Origin of the sequence: Pseudomonas sp. LB-090624 (assembly GCF_003205205.1) — a bacterium.
GTDB lineage: Bacteria > Pseudomonadota > Gammaproteobacteria > Pseudomonadales > Pseudomonadaceae > Aquipseudomonas.
The window spans coordinates 105,483-126,326 of record NZ_QJRL01000002.1 but is presented as its reverse complement, the minus strand read 5'-3'; the positions used below and the strand labels follow the sequence as shown (position 1 = coordinate 126,326).

The window sequence follows — 20,844 nt, the reverse complement described above, 5'->3', positions numbered from 1 at the left end:
CACCCAGGCCGTGTCGGGCCACCGACGCCCATTTCGAACCGCCCACGCTAAGAATAAGGTACAGACGGTTGGAACTTCACCAACTCGCCATGCATCGAACCAGCACAAGTTCGCCAAATCGCTGCGGACCTTGCAGTACGGGCACTGGATCAGCCTGGACGAGCTGACCGACCAGGCTTCGCAATTTCACCAGCTGTTCGAGGCCAACGGCCTGCGGGTACCGCAGAACACCGTTGAGTGCACGTCGATCATGATGGCGCTCAAGCTGTTGAAGAATACCGAGTCGTTGATGACCATCAGTGAGCTGGCAGTAGACCAGGGGTTCACCTTCGGCCTCGATTCGCAGTACGTGGCCATGGCGGTGCAGGAGTTGATCCCGGACTATCCGATCAACCTGGTCTGCATAGACCGCCACAGCCTCACCGCACCTGCCCAGGAGCTGTTCCACAGCTTGCGCGGGCAGGTGCTGAGGCAAACCCGCGCGGTCGCCTCAGAAGTGGTAGTACATGCCTAGCGCAAGGTTGGCCGGGTTGTCGCCCACCTGGTCCAACGGGGTGCCGGCGTAGGTGACCGACGATGCCCGCTGGTTGGCGATCATGCCCAGCCGGCCATACACGGCCCAGCGCGGGGTAATGAAGTGGTCATAGCCGAGCATTACCCCGAATGCGTCCTTGTCGTCGGCCGTGACCTGGCGTTGCATGAGCGCCAGGCGTAGCACGTCCAGCTCACCGACCGGGGCCATTACACCGAAGGTATACAGCGTTGTGCTGGGCGTGCCGGCCTGGTCCACGTCCTGGCGTTGCCAGGTCAGGCTGGTGGCCAGCGGGCCGAAGTCGTAGAACGCCGACAGGCTCTTGAAGTGGTTGGCGGTCTGGCGCGAGTGGCCGGCGTCGTCCCACGGGTCGCTGTAGTACAGGTTGTAGGAGCCCAGCAGCATCACCTGGCTGTTGCGGTATTGCAGGCGGGCGCCGCCGCCACGCAGGGTGCGGCCCTGGCTGGTGACATCGTCGAAACCGAAGCTTACCGCGGTGCCGAGGCTGAAGCCGTTGAGGTTAGGGCTGGTGTAGGCGAGGGTGTGCTTGGGGCGCATGTCCAGGTAAAACGCGCCCTTGCCACCAGCTGGCAGGGCCATGTAGGTGTAGGGCGAGCCGTAGGTAGCCAGGAACGGGTCAGCGTACGTTGGGGTCCCCATGTTGTAGGTCTTGCCGAACTCCAGCTTGCCCAAGGACTTCGAGCGCAGGGCGACTGCCGCCAGGCGCAGGCTGCCGATGCTGTCCCAAGTACTGTCCAGCGCCTTGCCGTTGACGTTGAAGCCTTCTTCGACAACCAGTTCCAGCGCGCTTTCAGCGCTAAGCCCCTTGCGCACATACAGCCCGAGCTTGTTGGTCCATGCGCCGCCACCGGCCAGCTTGTAGCCCGTGTGGTGCTGGGAGTCGTGATAGCTGGCGAAGGCGTCGACGGTGCCATAGACCTTGAGCTTGTCATCGAAACCGTAGTCCACCCCGTAATAACCAAAACCCGGTGCAATCCGCGCGAGTGTCGGAAAGCCCTCGGCCTGTGCCTGCGCGGCAAGGCAAGCCCCTTGGATCATCAACAGCAACGACGTAGTGCGAGTAATCATTCACGACTCCAGGCCAGCACGGTGATGTGGTGGCTGTAGCGTCGGTGAACTCCACGTTGCAGCGTGATTGCCTATTCGGCCCGGCCATGCCGTTTGGTTAATCGGGGGCCTGCCCGGCAATCGGACTGGCAACCATGACTGTTCCAGACAGGCTGCGCGCTTTCCGCAAGGCGCCTTGTGGCTGTGGATCTGTGAGCGATTACGGGGCAGGCCGCAAAGGCATGGCGAACCGTGCGCCAGTTCAGGGCAAATTGGCCAGCGGCCGCATCGGTCAATTAACCACTGGTTAGCCATATGCCGAAACTGCAAGTGTGTTGAAGGCCTGATTGGCCGATATTCGCTGCATGCCGCGATTTGCCAACGGAGATAACAATGACCAGACCGCTACCTGCACCGCCGATCCTGCAGACGGGCACGCATTCGACCGCGCAAGCCTCTTCCTCCCGCAAGACCCTGATCGCCTGCTCGTTGGGCAACGCGCTGGAAATGTATGACTTCACGATCTACAGCTTTTTCGCTGTGCTGATCGGCAAGCATTTCTTCCCCTCCGACTCGCCGATGGCGTCGCTGCTGATGTCGCTGGCCACCTTCGGTGTCGGGTTCCTGATGCGCCCGGTCGGCGCGATGGTCATTGGCCGCTACGCCGACCGGCATGGGCGCAAGGCGGCATTGAGCCTGACCATCGGGCTGATGACCCTGGGTACCGCATTGATCGCGTTTGCCCCCACGTATTCGCAGATTGGCATTTTCGCCACGCTGTTGCTGGTGGCCGGGCGGCTTATCCAGGGCATGTCTGCCGGGGGGGAAATCGGTACCGCGTCGGTGTTCCTGATGGAGTCCAGTACGGTCGGCAAACGCTGCCAGAGCGTCAGCTGGCAGGCGGCCAGCCAAGGCTACGCCGCTTTGGTGGGAGCCGGCTTTGGCCTGGCCCTCAGCCAGCTGCTCGACCCCGCTGCCCTGGACAGCTGGGGGTGGTGGATCCCGTTCATCTTCGGCCTGCTGATCGGCCCGGTCGGCTGGTACATTCGCACGCGCCTGCCGGAAACCCATGAAGCGGCGTCGGCACACAAGGCCCAGCAGGGGCTGGACGCCGAACTGGTCAAGCGCATCGCCCAGGGCATCGGCCTGATGGCCAGTTCAACCATCGGCATGTACCTGTTCGTGTTCTACATGCCCACCTACCTGACCACAGCCTTGCACTATCCGCCAGGCAGCGCGATGGCGATTGCCTGTATCAGCAGCGGCTGCATGGCGCTCATCTGCCCGCTGGCGGGCAAGTTCGCCGACAAGTACCAGCTGCGCAAACGCCTGCTGGTGTGGACGGTTGCCACCCCGGTGGTGCTGACCCTGCCGGTGTTCTACCTGCTCGGCCATGTGCAGCACATGGCCCTGGCGATGATGTGCGTGGCGCTGCTGATCCTGCCGACCTGCATCGGTGCCGGTGCGTTCTTCGCACTGATCATGGAGGGTTTCCCGAAAGCCCGCCGCTCGTTCGGCACCTCGGTCAGCTACAGCCTGGGGGTCACCCTGTTCGGCGGTTTCTCGCCGCTGGTGGCAACCTGGCTGATCGCGGCGCTGGGCACTCCCTTGGCCCCGGCCTGGTTCCTGGTGGCTGGCGGCGTTGTGAGCCTGGCTTGCCTCAACTACTTCCCTGAAAACAAAGGATGCGAATGACATGGGTATTGTGCAGAGCAATCAACCTCGGCAGCCGATCGCCGAGCTGGACGAGTTCGTCATGCTGCGCCGGCAGATCCACGCAGCGCCCGAGTTGGGCGGTGAAACCCCGGACACCGCGGCCCTGGTCGCCGACAAGCTGCAGGCCTTGGGCTATGAAGTGCATCGCAATGTGGGCGGGCACGGTGTGGTCGGGGTGCTTAAAGTGGGCGACAGCCCGCGCAGCATCGGCTTGCGTGCCGACATGGATGCACTGCCCATGAGTGAAAAGAACCCCTTCGCGCATGCCAGCAAGATCCCCGGCCGCATGCATGCCTGTGGTCATGACGGGCACACCGCTATTTTGCTGGCCGCTGCCGCACGGCTGGCGTCCACGCGTAACTTCAATGGCACCTTGAACCTGATCTTCCAGCCGGACGAAGAGGGCCTGGCCGGGGCCAAGGCGATGATCGACGACGACCTTTTCCAGCGCTTCCCGTGTGATTCGGTGTATGCGTTGCACAACATGCCCGGCATGCCAGTGGGTACCTGCGTGGTGCAGGCCGGGCCCACCATGGCGTCTTCCGAACGGGTCAGCGTGCGCATCACCGGCAAGGGCGGCCACGGTGCGATGCCGGAGCTCTCGGTCGACCCGGTGATGGCGTTGAACAGCCTGATCGGTGGCATCCAGACCATCAAGTCGCGCAACCTCAGTGTCGAGGAGTATGCGGTCATCAGCATCGGCATGATCCAGGCCGGTACCGTCTACAACATCATCCCCGACGAAGCCTGCATGCTGCTGAGCGTCCGCACCGACACGGCTGAGACCCAGCAGAAGATCAACAGCCGCATCGAAGCCCTGGCCAAAGGCCACGCCGAAAGCTTTGGCGTGCAGATCGATGTGGAGTTCACCCAGCTGGCACCCGCGTTGTGCAACAGCGAACATGAAAGCGCATGGCTGCGTGAGAGCCTGCGGCCGTTATTTGCCGACGGTGCGCTGCTGGACAAGATGCCGAAGAAGGTGATGGGCACCGAGGACTTCGCCTACATGCTGCAGGCGCGGCCTGGCTGTTACTTCATGCTGGGCAACGGTACGGGCGAGTTCCATGGGTGCTCGGTGCATAATCCACACTACGACTTCAACGATGCGTTGGTGAAGATCGGTGCCGATTGCTGGGTGAAGTGGGTCGAAGATTACCTGCAGTCGGCCCCGTCCGGCGGTGGGCAGCCAGCACCGCAGCCGTAGACATCGCAGCCCAGGTTGCAGCATTGCCTGAACGTCGGGCGCGCGTAATCGATAGGTTGTTCGCGCCTGCGGCGTTAAAGTGGGTTCAAGGTCGATGCTTCCTGAAGGTGCGGTATGAGGATTGGACAGCTAGCTAAAATCACGGGGCTTGCCCCATCGCGAATCCGTTTCTATGAGGCCAGCGGGCTGATTCAATCGGTCGAACGCAAGGCCAACGGCTACCGTGACTATTCAGAGGATGCGCTGTGGACCCTGGAGTTGATCACCAGCGCCCAGGCTGCGGGGTTTTCCCTGGACGAGATCCGGCACCTGCTGCCGGTGAGCTCGAACGGTTGGCGCCATGACCAGCTGCTGTCCGGGCTGAAGCGCAAGGTCGAGGAGATCGAGGCGGTGCAGGTACGCCTGGCGCGCAACAAGGCGCAGTTGCTGATGGTGATCGATGGCATTGAAAACAAGCCCGCCGACATGCCCTGCGGGGACAACAGCCAACGTGTGCTTGGCCGCCTGCGCGAAGCGCTTGGCTCGCCCAAGCCCAGCACTGTCGGGCAATGAACCCGGCTTGGTACGAAGCCGGCCATGAGCGGCCACCAGCAGCCGGTGGCCGCCCCCACGCCAGCAGGGACGTGGCTGGCGCGTGATGCCACCTCAATGGTGCGCGCTATCCACCGCAATGCTTTCGCCACTGACCTCGAGGTAGCCGGCGTTGCGGTTGGCCAGGGCGTAATGGATCAGGCCGCCCAGGCCGGCGCCGAAGAACCAGGAGAACTGTGACAGCGTTTCGAACGCCGGTACCAGCGCCAGCACGATGGCGATCAGCGCCGCCGGGATGAATGCCGCTACGGCGCGCAAGTTGACCCCACCGTTGTAATGGTAGGTGGCGTGCTTGCTTTCGCTATACAGCTGCGGCAGGTTCACCCGGCTGCGGCGTACCAGGTAGTAGTCGGTGACGATGATGCCGTACAGCGGGCCGAGCAGGGCACCCAGGCCGCCGAGGAAATACACGATCACCGACGGGCTGTTGTACAGGTGCCAAGGCAGGATCAGTACCGCAATGGACGCACTGAGCAGGCCGGCGCGGCGGAAGTTGAGCAGGTTCGGGGCCAGGTTGGTGAGCACGTAGGCCGGAGCAACGAAGTTGGCCATGATGTTCACCGCCACGGTGACGATCAGGAACGCCAGGCACGCCAGCACCAGGCCGGCGGTGCTGGGAATGGCCGCGACGATTTCGGTCGGGCCCTGTACCAGCCTGCCGTCGATGCTGAACTGCGCGCCGGCCAGTACCACGGCAATCAGCGCGAACCCGAGCATGTTCACCGGCAGGCCCCAGAAGTTGCCCACGCTGATGGTGCGGCGGTCCGGGCAGTTGCGGGTGAAGTCGCAGAAGTTGAGGATCATGGTGCCGTACAGCGAAACCCACAGCGCAGCTGCACCGAACACCTTCAGCCACATGGCAGCGCCACTCGGGGCGTTGCCGCTGGACCAGGAAATCGACAGGCCGCTGCGCCAGTACATCCAGCCTGCCAAACCGGCGAAGGCGACCAGGATGATCGGCCCGGCGAAGGATTCGAAGCGGCGGACCATTTCCATGCCGTAGGCGAAGATCGCCACTTGCACGCACCAGATACCGAGGAATGTGACCCAGCCCAGCGTCGACAGGCCGAGGATCGAGTTCTGGTCGTAAGCCGCGAGGTCTGGGGCGATGGCGGTGAGCAGGACACGCAATACGACCGAGGCGAGGTAGGTCTGGATGCCGAACCAGGCGATGGCGATCACCGCGCGGATCAGTGCCGGGATCTGTGCACCATGGATGCCGAAGCTGATCCGGCACATGACCGGGTAGGGCAGGCCGGTTTTCTGGCCCATGTAGCCAGAAAGGTTCATCAAGCCATAGATCACCAGCGCACCGAGGGCAAAGGCGGCAAGGATCTGCGCACCGCTCATGCCCAGCGCGAACAGGCCGATGGCGAAGGAGTAGTTGGCCATGTTGTGCACATCGTTGGTCCACAGCGCGAACAGGCTGTAGCGGCCCCAGGTTCGATTGGCCGCGCGGGTCGGGGCCAGGTCGGCGCTATACAGGCGCAGGCTTAACGCCAGCTGAGCGGCCTCGGCCTCATCGGCGGGGCGAACAGCAAGCTGGCTAACATCGGAACGCGAAATCGACGCCATCGGAACTCCATGATGGTTGTGTACTTTTATTCTTTGTATTTGTATACAAACAAGATTCGTACCAACCTTGGACTTCGGCGGTTTTCATGGCTGTCTGGCTTCGCTACCCGCTTCTGCAGGGTTCGATGAGGGTGGGGGCTGGGAATTTTGTGCACAGTTCAGTGCGCGGTTGTTACCCGCTGCATCCGCAGGATGCACCCCTAGAGCGCGCGCAGCATTTCCCAGAACGATGCCCCAACACCCATGATGCTCTCACCGGCAATTAGCCCAGCGGCCGCTGTAATCGCAAAGCGCTCGGCGATACTCGGCCAGCGGCAGCTGACCAGCCAGGTAAGGACTGCGCCCAGGCCCATCATCAGGCTGATCGACGCGGGCAGAATGAACGCCAGGCCCAGTGCGGCCGTACTTGGCAGCCAACGCGCCGCGCGCCGCGGCAGCAGGCTGTCCAGCGCGCCCAGTACGACGCCCACCGCACTGCCGGCAGCAATGGCCCAGCGCAGTTCGGGCGCCAGTGCACCAAGCCCCTGAGTCAGGGTTTCGGCCACTGCTTTCCAGGTCGCTACCGCCGGCGCGGGCCATTGCTCGGTGAGCAGCAGGGCCTTTGGGTCGGGTATCAGCACGAGGTAGACCAGCACGCCGACCACGCTGCCGATCGCGATACCAATGCACTGTGCGATCAGCTGCTTGTGCGGGGTGGCGCCGATCGCCTGACCGACCTTGAAGTCGTTCATCAGGTCGGTGGACTGCCCGGCCGCGCCGCCTGCGGTGTTGGCGCTCATCAGGTTGATTGCTACCTGGCCCGGGGCGACCAGGCCGAAGCCCAGCTGCGACAGTTTGCCGATAGCGCCGATCGGCGCGATGCCGGTGGCCCCGACCACGCGTGCGGCGACCACGGCAAGGCACACCGCCAGCGGGATGCTCAACAACGCCATCCACCCATCGATCCCGAACAGCAGCACCTGCAAGCTCACTACCAGTGCGCTGGCAACCAGCAACCCCGACGCCGGCCACGGTGACCACCGGCCCCTGGCCCGTGCTGCCTGGTTAGCCCGAGGGGCGCGGGGTGGTCGGCGGGTCACTTGCAGCAGACGCAGCGCAAGCGCTGTCAGGGTCGCACACACCATCAGGCTGACCCCCGGCCACAACAGCCATTCCACCAGTGCCGCGAACTGCGGGCCGCTGGCGTTGGGCGCCAGCACTACCAGGGCATGGTCGATCAGCCACGGTGCCAACCCACCCCACGCCAGCGCGGCCCCCAGCAGCAATGTCAGGCCCACGCGGATACCGATAATGCCGCCAAAGCCGATGAGCATCAGCGAGGGGTCGACAGTAAAGGTCAGGCGCTCAAGCGTGGGTGTGGGTGCCCAACGGGGTATTGCCCAGGCGAAACCGTCTACCCATTTCACCAGCCCTGACAACAACGCGGCGCTGCACAGCACCTTGATCCGCGTCATGGCCTCCTGGCCGTGATGGTAGATCTGCTGCAGCGTTTCCAGGGTCGCCATGCCCTCGGGGAACTTCAGGTCATGGTCGTTGAGCAAGGCGGGGCGCAGATACCAGGCGATCCAGATGCCCAGGAAGCTCACCGAGAAAACCCAGGCCATCATCGGCAGCGGATCCAGCTGATGACCGGTGAGCAGGGTATAGGCCGGGATCGGCGCCACCAGCCCGCCGGAAACGATGGAGGCTGCGGCCGAGGCCACGGTCTGGTTGATGTTGCTTTCATGCAGCGACCATGTGGGCCGGTGCGTGCTGCGCCCAACGAGGCCCTGCCACAGCGCGAAACCCACCAGCAGGGCGATGATCGACATGTTGAAGGACCAGCCGATCTTCAGCCCTGCATAGACATTCGACGGCGTTAGCAAGATGCCCAGTACCGCGCCGGTCAGCACCGCTCGCGGGCTCAGTTCCCGTTCGACGCGAACTTCGGGGAGGGCAGTGGATGCAACGTGTTCCATGGCAATCCTTTGTGTCGCAAGCACTCTGCACAACTGAGCACTGACAGTCACGAAGGTTCCGTGCGGCTTGCGCAGCGACTTCGGTTATAGCGCCTGGAGAGGCAGCTGTCTTTGGACGCGGGACGCGGGATGAGTGCGGGGAGGGCCGGCCCCAGCATACGATAGGGCCGGCAAGGTTCTGCGGCGGGAGCAGCCGTGTGCTGCGAAGCAGTGGGCGCTAAGGCTGAAGCGGTGCTTTGCCACTCACGACCCTTTCGCAGCAAGGCTGCTCAGTCAATGCAATCAGCGGTTCTTGTCCATGTCCTGCTGATCATCGCGGGCCTGCTTGCCGCCCATCGAGCCTGTCTTGTCAGCCGTTTGCGTGTCGCGGCTATTGTCGCCCGACTGGCCACCCTGGCGACCTTTGTCCTGGGACGCGTCCCAGTCCTTGTTCATCTTGTCTTCAGGCCGTTGCCCGGTTTGCTGGCCGCCTTGGTGCTTGCCAGCGTCCCCGCCTGATCCATGGCCTCCTTGCTGGCCGGCTTGGCCCATGTCAGGTTTGCCGGCACCGCCTTGATGGCCGCCTTTGTCTTGATTGTTCGCCATGATCGCTTACCTCAAGTCAAACACAGGAAGGTCTGTGTTCAGTTGTGACTTGGGAAAATTTCCGGGCGCTGCAAAAGTTTAGGGTTTTTCGGACGAGGCGCTTTAAGTAACAGGGTGCAAACCTTTAGTGGCTGAAAACCCAGGCCAACACCGGGCCTGCGTAACGGTGTCATTCGCTTCGCGAGCCGACACAGACTTTTTCAGGCAACTTCAGATTCCCTTCAGACTTGCCTCCGATACTCACCCTCACTAACCCAGTCGGGGGGAGTTTCATGACCCATACCCTGTGGAGCAGCCTGCTCCCATTGCCCATTGGCACCCACGCGGAGCATCACGCCTGTCTGTCCCTGCACCTGCAGGGCGAGCCCGGCCGTGATGAGCTCGAGCACTTCATTCACCGCTGTTTCGCTGATGTGCACCATGCCGATGTCCATCACTACCTGCCCGAGTTGCTGGCCCTGCGGGACAGCCACGGCCAACTGATTGCCGCAGCGGGAATACGCCCCGCCAGCAGCGGCCCGCTGTTTCTCGAACGCTACCTGGACGTGCCACTGGAGAGTGCAATTTCGCACATCACCAGCCTGCCCTTGGGACGTGAATGCATGGTCGAGGTGGGCAACCTGGCGTCACTCAGTGCTGGCAGCGCGCGCATCATGATAACGGCCGTGACGTGGTTGCTTGCCAGGCGAGGGCTGCAGTGGGTGGCGTTCACCGGTGCCTCTACGTTGATCAACAGCTTCCAGCGCCTGGGGCTGGTACCCACCTTGCTCGCGCCGGCCGACCCGGCACGCCTGGGCGAACCTGCAGAGCAGTGGGGCAGCTATTACGCCCAACATCCGCAAGTGTTCGTTGGCGAAATCCATCACGGCTTCGACCTGCTGCGCACCGCAGGTGTGTTCCGCCGCCTTGGCTTTCCGGCGTTGGACGAGGAGGCCGGGCATGCCGCATGAACTTGAGCATTTCCGGCAGGTGTTGCTGGCGCACGGGCGTGAGCGGGGCGACGCCCCGGCGATAGAAGGGGCCACGGCCCGCTACAGCTACAAGCAACTGCTGGCTGAGGTTTGGCAGCGTGCCGAGGTGTTGAGCCAACGACCGGCCGGCGTGTTGCTATTGGGGCTGGATAACGGCCCCGAACTGCTGTTCTGGGACTTGGCGGCCCTGGTCTCGGGGCGCGCCTGCGTGACCGTGCCAGCATTCTTCAGCACAGCCCAGGTGCAGCATTGCATCGAACAGAGTGGCGCCAGCCTGGTGCTTTGCCCGCAGACCTGGGAGGGCATGCTCAGCCAACTGGGCTTTGTCGAACAGGACGGTTTCTGGGCCCGCGCAGTACAGCCCCCTGCCACGCTGCCTCAAGGTACCGCCAAGATCACCTACACCTCCGGCAGCACGGGCAGCCCCAAAGGCGTATGCCTGGGCGCGGATGCCGTGCTGCGGGTTGCCCATGAACTGGAACTGGCCAGCCGGCCCACGCAGCCCCAGCGCTACCTGGCGGTGCTCCCGCTGGGCGTATTGCTGGAAAACCTGGGTGTCTACGCCGCCTTGATGGCAGGGGCCAGCGTGTTGCTCTACCCACAGGCGCAGCTGGGCATGGGCGGTGCCAGCCAGGTTGATTTCAAGCGATTGCTGGGTGCCATCGCGCTCAGCGGCGCGCACAGCCTGATTCTGGTTCCACAGCTGCTGTTGGGCCTGGTGACGGCGATCGAGCGTGGGCTGACGCGCGTCGGCCCGCTGCGTTTTGTCGCGGTGGGCGGCGCACGGGTGGCACCCAGCCTGCTGGCGCGGGCCGAGGCCATCGGCTTGCCAGTGTTCGAAGGGTATGGGCTGTCGGAGTGTGCCTCGGTGGTGTCGCTCAACCGCCCCGGTGCGCTGCGCCGAGGCAGCGTTGGCCGGCCATTGCCCCATGTGCAGGTACGCATTGCCGAGGATGGCGAGGTGCTGGTTGCCGGCTCCCTGCTGCTTGGCTACCTGGGGGAGACGCCGACCAGGGAGGCCTGGTGGGCCACCGGCGACCTGGGTTTCTTCGATGATGAAGGCTACCTGCACCTGAACGGGCGCAAGAAACACCAGTTCATCACCAGCTTCGGGCGCAACGTCAACCCTGAATGGGTAGAGGCCGAGCTGACCCAGAGCGGGGTAATCGCCCAGGCGTTCGTCCACGGCGAAGGCCTGCCGCGCAACCTGGGATTGCTCTGGCCACTCGACCCCGGCGCCACGGACGCGGCCATCGAGCAAGCCGTGCAGCAATGCAATGCGCGCCTGCCCGACTACGCCAGGGTGCATGCCTGGCGACGATTACCCGCGCCGTTCACGGCAACCGGGCACACCCTGACTGCCAACGGCCGCCCACGACGTGAGGCGATCCTGCAGCGTTACCACTCTCTGTTGTCCGAAATCCCGTTATGAGGTCCGTCATGTCATTTTTCGATACGTTGCAGTTGCAAACCAGCCACGAACGCCAGGCTTTGTTCGCGGTGCCTGTGATTCGCGAGGCGCTGGCTGGCCAGGTCAGCCGGGCCAGCTATATCGCCTTCCTTACCCAGGCCTACCACCATGTGCGCCACACCGTGCCGCTGATGATGGCTTGCGGCGCGCGCCTGCCCTCACGGCTGGAATGGCTGCGTGGCGCGGTGTGCGAATACATCGATGAAGAATATGGCCACGAGCAGTGGATCCTCAACGATATGAAGGCCTGTGGCGGTGATTGGGAGGCGGTGCGGGATGGTCGGCCCGCCTTGCCGATCGAACTGATGGTTGCCTACCTGTACGACCTGATCGCCCGCGGCAACCCGGTCGGGTTGTTCGGCCTGGTCAATGTGCTGGAAGGCACCAGCATTGCCCTGGCCACCCACGCTGCCGGTGCGATCCAGGGTAGCCTCGGGCTGCCCGACCAGGCATTCAGCTACCTCAGCTCCCACGGTGCGCTGGACCAGGACCACATGGTCACCTACAAGCGCCTGATGGACCGGCTGGAGGACGCGGATGATCAGCAGGCGGTGATTCGCGCCGCCAAGGTGGTGTACCCGCTGTATACCGCCATGTTCGAAGGCCTGCCTCGGGTGGACCATACCGAGGTGCAGCATGCGCTTGTCTGAATCGGTGGTGGTGCTGACCGGTGCCAGCGGCGGCATCGGTCTGGAACTGGCCGGGCAACTGTGCGCGGCCGGCGCCCGGGTACTGGCGGTGAGCCGGCATCTGGGCAAGCTGGCAGGGCTGATGAACCGCTACCCGGATCGCTTGCGCTGGCAAACGGCCGACCTGCGCACCCAGGCGGGGCGTGATCAGGTCGTCAACCGCGCCCATGAGATGGGCGGGGTCAATGTGTTGATCAATGCTGCCGGAGTGAACCGCTTCGCTTTGCTCGACCAGCTGGACGAATATGCGCTGGACGAGTTGCTCGACATCAACATCAAGGCGCCTTTGCAACTGACCCGCGCCTGCCTGCCCATGCTGCGCGCGCAACCCAAGGCGCTGGTGGTGAATGTCGGCTCCACCTATGGCTCGATCGGCTACCCCGGTTATGCCACCTACTGCGCCAGCAAGTTTGCCCTGCGCGGTTTTTCCGAGGCGTTGCGCCGGGAGCTGGCCGACACCACGGTGAATGTGCTGTATGCCGCGCCTCGTGCTACCCGCACCAACATGAACAGCAGCGCCGCGACTGCACTCAACCAGGCCCTGAAGGTCGGCATGGACGACCCTGCCGATGTGGCCCGTGCCGTGCTCGTGGCGGTCCAGTCGGAACGCAACGAGCTGTACCTGGGGTGGCCGGAAAAGCTCTTCGTGCGCATCAACGGCATGCTGCCAGGGGTGGTCGACCGCGCCTTGCGCAAGCAACTGCCCGTCATTCGCCGCTACATTGGCGGCCATACCAAGGAGTCGAGCAAATGAAGCGCCTGGTCATTGTCAGCCTGCTGGCGTTCACCCCCTTCAGCTGGGCATTGGACCCGGCCGGCAACCAACAGCTGAGCAACCTGCAGCAGCGTTGGGCGCAGATCCAGTATCAGACACCAAAAGCGCAACGGGCAGATGCTTTTGAAAGGTTGTCTGGCGATGCGGCGGCATTCGTCAAGCAACACCCCGGCACGCCGGAGCCGTTGATCTGGGAGGGCATCATCAACAGCAGCTGGGCAGGTGCCGTTGGTGGCCTGGGCGCGCTGGGCAAGGTCAAGGCGGCCAAGGCCAGTCTGGAGCAAGCCCTGAAACTGGACCCTGAGGCCCTGCAAGGCTCGGCCTACACCAGCCTTGGCACGCTCTATGACCAGGTCCCAGGCTGGCCGATAGGTTTTGGTGATGCCGACAAGGCCGACGAGCTGTTGCGCCAAGCCCTGAAGGTGAACCCAGACGGCATCGACAGCAACTACTTCTGGGCCGACCACCTGTACCGGCAAAAGCGCTACCCTGAAGCCACCGCGGCCTTGCACAAAGCCTTGCAGGCACCGCCGCGGCCGGGCCGTGAACTGGCGGACCAGGGCCGGCGCGCGGATATCGATGCTTTACTCAAGGCAATAAAGGACAAACAGGACTGAACATGCGGCTACTGCTGGTTGAGGACGATACCGCGTTGGGCGAGGGGATCTGCGATGGTTTGCGCCAGGAGGGGTATACGCTGGACTGGTTGCGAGACGGCCAGGATGGCTTGCATGCCCTGCAACTTGAAACGTTCGACCTGGCAATTCTGGACCTCGGCTTGCCGCGCCTGGATGGCATCGAGGTCCTACGGCGCGTGAGGGGCGCTGGCAATAGCCTGCCGGTGCTGATCCTCACCGCCCGGGATGCCCTGGATGATCGTATCGCCGGGCTAGATGCCGGCGCCGATGACTACCTGGTGAAACCGTTCGACCTGAACGAGCTGAAGGCGCGGTTGCGTGCCTTGCTCAGGCGTAGCGCCGGGCGTGCCAAGGTGTTGATCGAGCATGCGGGCGTCATGCTCGACCCCGCTACCCAGCAAGTGCACTACCAGGGGGTCGAAGTGACATTGACCCCAAAGGAGTACCGCTTGCTGCATGAGTTGCTGGCGCAGCCTGGCAAGGTGTTCACCCGTGAACGCCTGACCCAGCTGCTGTATGGCTGGGATGAGGAGCCCGAAAGCAATACCTTGGAAGTGCACATCTATCACCTGCGCAAAAAACTGTACAACGGCCTTATCCGTACAGTGCGAGGCATCGGTTACCTGGTCGAGGGCAAGGTATGAGCTCGCTGCGTCGACGCACGCTCTGGCGCGTGATGCTGTTGCTCCTGCTGGGTACCGGGCTGCTGACGCTGTACAACTACCACGACAGCCGCCATGAAATAAACGAGGTGTACGACGCCCACCTGGCACAGAACGCCCGCTTGCTGCTGGGGGTGATGAGCCTGCCGGTGCAAGGCGGCTCGCGTGAAGCCATGTACAAGGCATTCAACGATGCGTTGGCCCAGGCGGGCCATCACCGGGTCGGCCACCCCTACGAGAGCAAGCTGGCGTTCCAGGTGTGGGGCGAGGGTGGCGCTTTGCTGGTGCATACCCCGAGTGCACCGGCGCTTGCGGTGCCACCGAGCGAACCGGGGTTCTACGATTTTTCCAGCGGCGACCGGCAATGGCGTGGCTTCGTCTTGCCGGTACCCGAGAAGCACTGGGTTATCTGGGTGGGCGAACGCGATGATGTTCGTTACGACTTGATCGACCGGATCGTGCGCCACACCCTGTTCCCGTTCCTGCTCGGCAGCCTGGCCTTGGTGCTGCTGGTATGGGTGGCGATCGGTTGGGGCTTGCGACCGTTGCAGAACATGGCCACGGTCATCCGCGCACGCCACGCCGATTCGCTCGAGCCCTTGCGCCTGGCGCCGTTGCCATCGGAGCTGGAGCCCATGCAGGCGGCCATCAACCGCCTGCTGGCGCAAATCGAGGACATGTTGCGGCGCGAGCACCGGTTCATCGCTGATGCGGCCCACGAAATGCGTACGCCGCTGGCGGTACTGCGCCTGCATGCGCAGAACGCGCTGGAGGCCAGCACCGAGGCCGAGCGGCACAAGGCACTGGGCTTTCTGATTGGGGGCGTCGACCGGCTGACCCGGGTGGTGAACCAATTGCTGACCCTGGCCCGGGTCGAACCTCGGCTGGGCCAGCAGGCAGCGGCCAAGGTCGACCTGGCCGAGGTGGTCACCGACACCCTGGCAGAGTTGACCCCGTGGATACTCGACCGCGGCCTCGAGCCGTCGCTGGACATTGGCGAAGGCGATCACCACTTGGCCATCGATGCCGGTGCGTTGGCCATTGCGCTGCAGAACCTGGTTTCCAACGCTGTAGAACACTCGCCGTCGGGAGGGCGCATCAGTGTGTTGCTCAGGCGCCTGGACAACCGTTTCGAGCTGATCGTCGAAGACGAGGGGCCGGGCATCCAGGCCTCGGAAGTCTCTCGGGTGTTCGAGCGTTTCTACAGCCGTAACAGCCCCAATGGCGCAGGGCTCGGGTTGTCCATCGTCGCCACCATCATCGACCGCCTGGGCGGGCAGGTGCACCTGCAGAATCGACCGAGCGGGGGCCTGGCTGCCACCTTGCGCTTGCCATTGACCTGAGCGGTAAACCTATACATTTATGGTGACAAACCTGTACAAGTTGATATTGTTGTACAGTATTTTACGCAGTCACCGAGGTCAGCATGGCGCACCCAGCCCGTTGGACTTGTCTGTGCTTGTTACTGACGGCCCTGTCTGCAACGGCGGCGGACTGGCGGTCGGACTTACCGTCGGCACAACGGCTGGGCGAAGGTGAGTTCAGCTGGTGGGGCTTACGCTTGTACACCGCCCGGTTATGGGCAATCGCGCCTGTGCAGGGCTGGGACCAACCGTTCGCGCTTGAGCTTCTGTACCACCGGTCACTGTCCAGGGACACGTTGGTGCAGGCCAGTCTCGCGGAAATGCGCAGGCTTGACCCGGCCAGTATGACTGCGCAACGCAGTGCGCAGTGGACCGAGGCGCTGGAACGGGCATTCGTGGACGTACGCCCCGGTATGCGCATCACGGGCGTTTACCTGCCGGGCCAGGGGTGCCGCTTTTATGTTGGCAGCACACTCAGCAGCGAAATCGCCGACCCTGTATTTGCCCGGGCATTCTTCGCCATCTGGCTTGGCCCGGATGCCAGGGACCCACAATTGCGTCGGCGCCTGCTGGGGCTGGCCGACACCGACGGAGGCCAGTGATCATGAACCTTGGCAAAGCGCTGTTGCTAACCGGCTGCCTGCTTTTGGGCAGTTGCGGCAATGTGGGGGTCGAGCATTATGCCGGCGAGCAACCCAAGCTCGACCTGGCGGACTTCTTTTCCCGCCCTGTCCAAGCCTGGGGCATGTTCCAGAAGCGTTCCGGGGAGGTGGTCAAACGATTCCACGTGCGCATCGACAGCCGTCGTGAAGGTGAGCGGTTGATCCTCGACGAGCATTTTGTGTACAGCGACGGCACACGCCAGCAGCGAACCTGGACCCTGGTGCCGGATGGCCCCGGCCGGTGGCGTGGCACGGCGGGGGACGTGATCGGCGAAGCGCAAGGTGAAGTGGCGGGCAACGCGCTGCGTTGGCGCTACCGGCTGGACCTGCCCGTGGACGGGAAGCATTGGGAAGTCGAACTGGACGACTGGATGTACCTGATGGATCAGGACACCCTGATCAACCGCTCCAGCATGCGCAAACTGGGTGTGGAGATCGGCCAGATCACGCTGTTCTTCCGTCGCCTGCCAGAGGGTACACCATGAGGCTGCACGGGCATGCCAGCAAGGTTTGCGCTACCTGCGGCCGGCCGTTCACCTGGCGCAAGCGCTGGGCGCGCTGCTGGGACCAGGTGCGCTATTGCTCGCAGCGTTGCAGGCGTTCAGCGCCACGCAGCCAGGCGAACCAACAAGGGCAAGGCCAACGCCCAGATCGGCACCAGTAGCAGGCCGGTCGCCAAAGGCCCGTGGGGCAAGGCTACATCGGCCAGCCTGGCTCCGCCCAGATAGGCCAGGGGGCCGCCCACTGCACCGATTGCCGCCCCGCGCAGGAACGGCCATCCGGCCCAGGCCAGGCTGTGGCGCAAGCCGCTGGCCAGCACCAGCCACAGCAGCGCCAGCCACAAGGGCAGCGGCCATGCGGCAAAATCGAACACCCCCACAGCCCCCAGCACGCTGTCCAGCACACAACCCGCCAAGGTCACACGCACCAGTGCCCTGGCTTCCGCACGCGGCTGTGGGCACGCCCACAGGTGCAATACCAGGCCCAAGGGCACCAGCAGCAACAGTGACGTGGTGCTGGCACCCAACACGCATAGCCACCAGCCGAGCTGCAGCCACAGCGCATTGGCAACCAGCCAGCGGGTAGCCATTACCTGTTCTCGGGCAACGGCGCGCGGCGGGCGTTCGGCGCTGCCCACAGCAGCTGCGCCACGCCGATGGCCCGCTCTTCAAAGCCGCCCTGGCAATAGCACAGGTAAAATTCCCACAAGCGCTGGAATGTCTCGTCATAGCCCAACGCCGCGAGCGGGGCGCGTGCCTGCTTCAGGTTGTCGCGCCAGTGCCGCAGGGTCAGGGCGTAGTCGACACCGAAGTCCTCCAGGTGCACGAGGTTGAGCGCGGTCTGGCGGCTGGCGGTGTCAAGCAACACGCTTAGCGATGGCAGGGCGCCGCCGGGGAAGATGTAGCGCTGGATAAAGTCCACCGAGCGCCGCGCCTGGTCATAGCGCTGGTCACGAATGGTGATGGCTTGCAGCAGCATCAAGCCATCCGCCTTGAGCAGGCCTGCGCACTGGCGAAAGTACGTGGGCAGGTAGCGGTGGCCGACCGCCTCGATCATCTCGATGGAAACCAGTTTGTCGAACGTGCCGCGCAGGTCGCGGTAGTCCTCTTGCAGCACCGTGACCTGTTGCTCCAGGCCAAGGTCCTTGACCCGTTGACGTGTATAGCTGTACTGCGCCTGTGACAGTGTGGTGGTGGTGACCCGGCAGCCGAAGCGGCTTGCGGCATGGATTGCGAGGCTGCCCCAGCCAGTGCCGATCTCCAGCAGGTGGTCGCTCGGGCTCAGGTCGAGTTTCTGGCAGGTGCGCTCCAGCTTGTGCCGCTGGGCCGCTTCCAGCGTTTGACCGGGGTGCTCGAACTGGGCGGCCGAGTACATCATGGTGGGGTCCAGCAGGTGCTCGAACAACGTGTTGCCCAGGTCGTAGTGGGCCATGATGTTGCGTCGCGCACCGCGCCGGTTGTTGCGGTTGAACCGGTGCAGCAACCGCAGGGCGGGGCGGCCGAGCCGTGCCAGGCCGCCTTCCAGGGCATCGAGCACCTCAAGGTTGGCGACGAACAGGCGGGTGACCAGCCCCAGGTCCGGGCTGCGCCAGTAACCATGGATATAGGCCTCGCCAGCACCGATCGAGCCATTGCCCGCCAGTAGGCCCCAAGCGGCGTCATCAAGGATTTCCACCTCTGCCTGCAGGGCACTGTCAGCATCGCCGAACGCCCATTGCCGGCCGTGACAGAGCAAGCGCAGGTGGCCATGGCGCAACTTGGCCAACTGCGCCAGCACGGCGTTGCGCGCCAGCCCGCCAAGCCAGGGTGCAAGGCCTGCCGACTTGCTAACGCTCAGGGTGGGATTCGACATGATCAGAGTCCTCGCAAGGTTGGCCAAGGGCCAGGTCAGCCTGGCTGGCGATGTGGTTGTGGATGGGCGTGCGCTTGCAGAAAAGGCGCAAGGCTTGCCAGTAAATGCCGGTCACGGTACGCAGGCTCATCCAGGGAAATGCCAGGATGTAGCGGTGCAACGCCGAGCGATCCAGTGGCTGGCGCTGCAAGGCCAGGTCGGCCTCGAATACCTTGTGGCCGCGTCGCCAGTTTTCCATGTGAATGCGCACCCGCGTTTCGTCGAGGTGGAAGCGCAGGCGGTAGTCCATGTCCAGCGGCATGAACGGCGATACATGGAAGCGCTTGGTCAGGGAAAAGTGTTGCGCCAGCCCGCCTTGCACCGGCAACACGTAGTGGAACCGCTCGCGCCATGGGGTGTTGCGCACCTCCAGCAGAATGGCCTGCAGGTGCCCGTCGCGGTCGTGGCAGAAATAGAAGCTCACCGGGTTGAACGACAGCCCCCAGCAACGCAGTTGGGTCAGCAGGCGTACCGGCCCGTCGGGCATGCGCCCAGTGGCCTGGCCTACCAGCAGCCGCGCGGCCTGGGCAAGCGGTTGGCCTTGGCGGGTCAGCGCCGGCAGGTAGTCGGTCTCCCGCCAGCTCAACGGTGCCAGGCGTGACCTTCTCAACCAGCGCGACAGGCCCAGCAGCCAGCCTTGTTCGTCCAGGTCCAGGTAGAACATGCCCACCCGGTAACGAAACGCATGTGGTCGCGGGCCAAGGCGCCGATGGCTGAGCCAACCCAGGCACAGGCTGCTGTTCATAATTGTTCACCAAAGTGGCTGGCCACCTGCAGCGCGCTGGCGACGCCGTCTTCGTGGAAGCCATTGCCCCAGTAGGCGCCGCAGAAATAACTGTGCATGTAGCCCTGCAATTGCGCGTGGCGCGGCTGCGCCGCAAATGCGGCAAGGCTGTATTGCGGGTGGGCGTAGGTGAAGCGGGCGATGATCTGGGCCGGATCGATGAGCGCGGTCTGGTTCAGGCTGACACAGAACGTCACGGGGGCCTGTATGCCCTGCAGGATATTCATGTTGTAGGTCAGCGCGGCCGGCGCCTGCCCGTTGTCGCCCAAGCGATAGTTCCAGCTGGCCCAGGCTTTGCGCCGGCGTGGCAGCAGGCGGGTGTCGGTGTGCAGCACTACATCGTTGTCGGCATAGCCGATGGCACCCAGCACGGCGCGCTCCTGCCGGCGCGGCGCTTCCAGCAGGGCCAGGGCTTGGTCGCTATGGCAGGCGAACACGACCTTGTCGAAGCGCTCCGTGCCGGCGTCGCTGTGGACAGTGACACCGCCTTCGTCACGAGCGACCCGGTAAACCTTGCAGTCCAGACGCACCCGTTCGGCAAAGGGCTGGCTCAAGGGCCCGACATAGCTGCGCGAACCGCCCTGGATCACCCGCCATTGTGGGCGCCGGTTCACCGACAGCAAGCCATGGTTGCGGCAGAACCGCACGAAGAACTGCAACGGGAAGCCAAGCATGTCCGCGCGCGACATCGACCAGATCGCCGAGCCCATGGGCACGATGTAGTGTTCGATGAACCGCCGGCCATAGCCTTTTGCCTGCAAATACGTGCCCAGCGTGGTGTTGGTGTCGATGCGCCCGGCGTCGAGGTCGGCTACCGCCTGGCGGTTGAAATGCAGGATTTCGCGCAGCATCCCCCAGAAACCCGGGGACAGCAGATTGCTGCGTTGGGCGAACAGGGTATCCAGGTCGTGACCGTTGTACTCCAGGCCGCTGATCGGGTCATGCACCGAAAAGCTCATCTCTGTTGGCTGGGAGGCGACGTTGAGCTGGTCCAGCAAGCGAATGAAATGGGGGTAGGTCCAGTCGTTGAAGACGATGAAGCCGGTGTCTATGGCATACCGTTCGCCCCCCAGGGTGACGTCGACGGTATGGGTATGGCCACCGATCCAGCTGGCGGCCTCGAACACCGTTACCGTGTGCCGACGAGACAACAGGTAGGCGCAGGTCAGGCCTGCAATGCCGCTTCCGATAATGGCTATACGCATGGG

At 63.8% G+C, this 20,844-nt stretch carries 21 protein-coding genes and 1 pseudogene; 14 read left to right on the top strand and 8 right to left on the bottom strand.

Going from position 1 to position 20,844, the window contains the following annotated elements; all coding sequences use genetic code 11:
* Positions 1-88: 88 nt before the first annotated feature.
* Positions 89-514 (top strand): annotated as a pseudogene (locus DMX11_RS02540) (LysR family transcriptional regulator); the annotation flags it as partial.
* On the opposite strand, the gene DMX11_RS02535 reads toward DMX11_RS02540, so the two are convergent.
* Entirely contained in the window at positions 491-1,621 is a 1,131-nt protein-coding gene (locus DMX11_RS02535; protein ID WP_110743061.1) for a porin, read from the bottom strand. The pseudogene DMX11_RS02540 and the gene DMX11_RS02535 sit on opposite strands and share 24 nt — an antisense overlap.
* A 372-nt stretch (positions 1,622-1,993) precedes the next feature.
* Between DMX11_RS02535 and DMX11_RS02530 the strand changes: the two genes are divergently transcribed.
* The 3 genes from DMX11_RS02530 (at position 1,994) to DMX11_RS02520 (ending at position 5,072) form a co-directional block, all read left to right on the top strand.
* Positions 1,994-3,295, top strand: a complete 1,302-nt coding sequence (locus tag DMX11_RS02530) for an MFS transporter (RefSeq protein WP_110743060.1) — start codon at positions 1,994-1,996, stop codon at positions 3,293-3,295.
* A gap of 1 nt (position 3,296) precedes the next feature.
* The gene (locus DMX11_RS02525; RefSeq protein ID WP_110743059.1) at positions 3,297-4,520 is read left to right on the top strand and encodes a M20 aminoacylase family protein; all 1,224 of its coding nucleotides are present in this window, start codon (positions 3,297-3,299) and stop codon (positions 4,518-4,520) included.
* Positions 4,521-4,634: 114 nt separating this feature from the next.
* On the top strand, positions 4,635-5,072 hold the full coding sequence (locus DMX11_RS02520; protein ID WP_110743058.1) for a MerR family transcriptional regulator: 438 nt from the start codon (positions 4,635-4,637) through the stop codon (positions 5,070-5,072).
* Between the two features lie 93 nt (positions 5,073-5,165).
* On the opposite strand, the gene DMX11_RS02515 is transcribed toward DMX11_RS02520, so the two are convergent.
* The 3 genes from DMX11_RS02515 to DMX11_RS02505 all read right to left on the bottom strand — a co-directional run bounded on the left by DMX11_RS02515 (position 5,166) and on the right by DMX11_RS02505 (position 9,229).
* Entirely contained in the window at positions 5,166-6,686 is a 1,521-nt protein-coding gene (locus DMX11_RS02515; RefSeq protein WP_110743057.1) for an NCS1 family nucleobase:cation symporter-1, read from the bottom strand.
* A 200-nt stretch (positions 6,687-6,886) separates the two neighbouring features.
* Positions 6,887-8,644, bottom strand: a complete 1,758-nt coding sequence (locus DMX11_RS02510) for an OPT family oligopeptide transporter (protein ID WP_110743056.1) — start codon at positions 8,642-8,644, stop codon at positions 6,887-6,889.
* Positions 8,645-8,926: 282 nt separating this feature from the next.
* Positions 8,927-9,229: a hypothetical protein gene (locus DMX11_RS02505; protein WP_110743055.1), complete on the bottom strand. Its 303-nt coding sequence runs from the start codon at positions 9,227-9,229 to the stop codon at positions 8,927-8,929.
* 272 nt (positions 9,230-9,501) lie between these two features.
* Between DMX11_RS02505 and DMX11_RS02500 the strand changes: the two genes are divergently transcribed.
* From DMX11_RS02500 to DMX11_RS02455, 10 genes are all read left to right on the top strand, one after another.
* Positions 9,502-10,179, top strand: a complete 678-nt coding sequence (locus DMX11_RS02500; protein ID WP_110743054.1) for a thermostable hemolysin — start codon at positions 9,502-9,504, stop codon at positions 10,177-10,179.
* A complete protein-coding gene (locus DMX11_RS02495) occupies positions 10,169-11,632 on the top strand; it encodes an AMP-binding protein (RefSeq protein WP_110743053.1) in 1,464 nt (487 codons plus the stop codon). Before DMX11_RS02500 ends, DMX11_RS02495 begins: the two co-directional genes overlap by 11 nt.
* Before the next feature lie 8 nt (positions 11,633-11,640).
* Positions 11,641-12,321: a TenA family transcriptional regulator gene (locus tag DMX11_RS02490; RefSeq protein ID WP_110743052.1), complete on the top strand. Its 681-nt coding sequence runs from the start codon at positions 11,641-11,643 to the stop codon at positions 12,319-12,321.
* Positions 12,308-13,114: an SDR family oxidoreductase gene (locus tag DMX11_RS02485; protein WP_110743051.1), complete on the top strand. Its 807-nt coding sequence runs from the start codon at positions 12,308-12,310 to the stop codon at positions 13,112-13,114. Before DMX11_RS02490 ends, DMX11_RS02485 begins: the two co-directional genes overlap by 14 nt.
* A complete protein-coding gene (locus DMX11_RS02480) occupies positions 13,111-13,752 on the top strand; it encodes a tetratricopeptide repeat protein (RefSeq protein ID WP_110743050.1) in 642 nt (213 codons plus the stop codon). The genes DMX11_RS02485 and DMX11_RS02480 overlap by 4 nt, the downstream gene beginning before the upstream one ends.
* Positions 13,753-13,754: 2 nt before the next feature.
* Entirely contained in the window at positions 13,755-14,417 is a 663-nt protein-coding gene (locus DMX11_RS02475; RefSeq protein ID WP_110743049.1) for a response regulator, read from the top strand.
* Positions 14,414-15,778, top strand: coding sequence for a sensor histidine kinase (locus tag DMX11_RS02470; RefSeq protein WP_110743048.1), 1,365 nt, complete (start codon positions 14,414-14,416; stop codon positions 15,776-15,778). Before DMX11_RS02475 ends, DMX11_RS02470 begins: the two co-directional genes overlap by 4 nt.
* A gap of 83 nt (positions 15,779-15,861) precedes the next feature.
* Complete coding sequence (locus tag DMX11_RS02465; RefSeq protein WP_110743047.1) at positions 15,862-16,401, top strand: chalcone isomerase family protein; 540 nt, start codon at positions 15,862-15,864, stop codon at positions 16,399-16,401.
* A 2-nt stretch (positions 16,402-16,403) separates the two neighbouring features.
* A complete protein-coding gene (locus tag DMX11_RS02460; protein WP_110743046.1) occupies positions 16,404-16,946 on the top strand; it encodes a DUF3833 domain-containing protein in 543 nt (180 codons plus the stop codon).
* Complete coding sequence (locus DMX11_RS02455; RefSeq protein ID WP_110743045.1) at positions 16,943-17,125, top strand: DUF2256 domain-containing protein; 183 nt, start codon at positions 16,943-16,945, stop codon at positions 17,123-17,125. Before DMX11_RS02460 ends, DMX11_RS02455 begins: the two co-directional genes overlap by 4 nt.
* Here the strand turns inward: DMX11_RS02455 and DMX11_RS02450 are convergent.
* Genes DMX11_RS02450 through DMX11_RS02435 form a run of 4 tightly spaced genes read right to left on the bottom strand, consistent with a single transcriptional unit; the run spans position 17,063 to position 20,841 of the window.
* Positions 17,063-17,551 (bottom strand): DUF2878 domain-containing protein, encoded by a 489-nt coding sequence (locus DMX11_RS02450; RefSeq protein ID WP_110743044.1) that lies wholly within the window; start codon positions 17,549-17,551, stop codon positions 17,063-17,065. The genes DMX11_RS02455 and DMX11_RS02450 overlap by 63 nt on opposite strands.
* Positions 17,551-18,813 carry a cyclopropane-fatty-acyl-phospholipid synthase family protein gene (locus DMX11_RS02445; RefSeq protein ID WP_110743043.1) on the bottom strand — a complete coding sequence of 421 codons (1,263 nt, stop codon included), beginning with the start codon at positions 18,811-18,813 and terminating at the stop codon, positions 17,551-17,553. Before DMX11_RS02445 ends, DMX11_RS02450 begins: the two co-directional genes overlap by 1 nt.
* Positions 18,788-19,597 (bottom strand): DUF1365 domain-containing protein, encoded by an 810-nt coding sequence (locus DMX11_RS02440; protein ID WP_110743042.1) that lies wholly within the window; start codon positions 19,595-19,597, stop codon positions 18,788-18,790. The genes DMX11_RS02445 and DMX11_RS02440 overlap by 26 nt, the downstream gene beginning before the upstream one ends.
* Complete coding sequence (locus DMX11_RS02435; RefSeq protein WP_110743041.1) at positions 19,594-20,841, bottom strand: NAD(P)/FAD-dependent oxidoreductase; 1,248 nt, start codon at positions 20,839-20,841, stop codon at positions 19,594-19,596. Before DMX11_RS02435 ends, DMX11_RS02440 begins: the two co-directional genes overlap by 4 nt.
* Positions 20,842-20,844 lie beyond the last annotated feature (3 nt).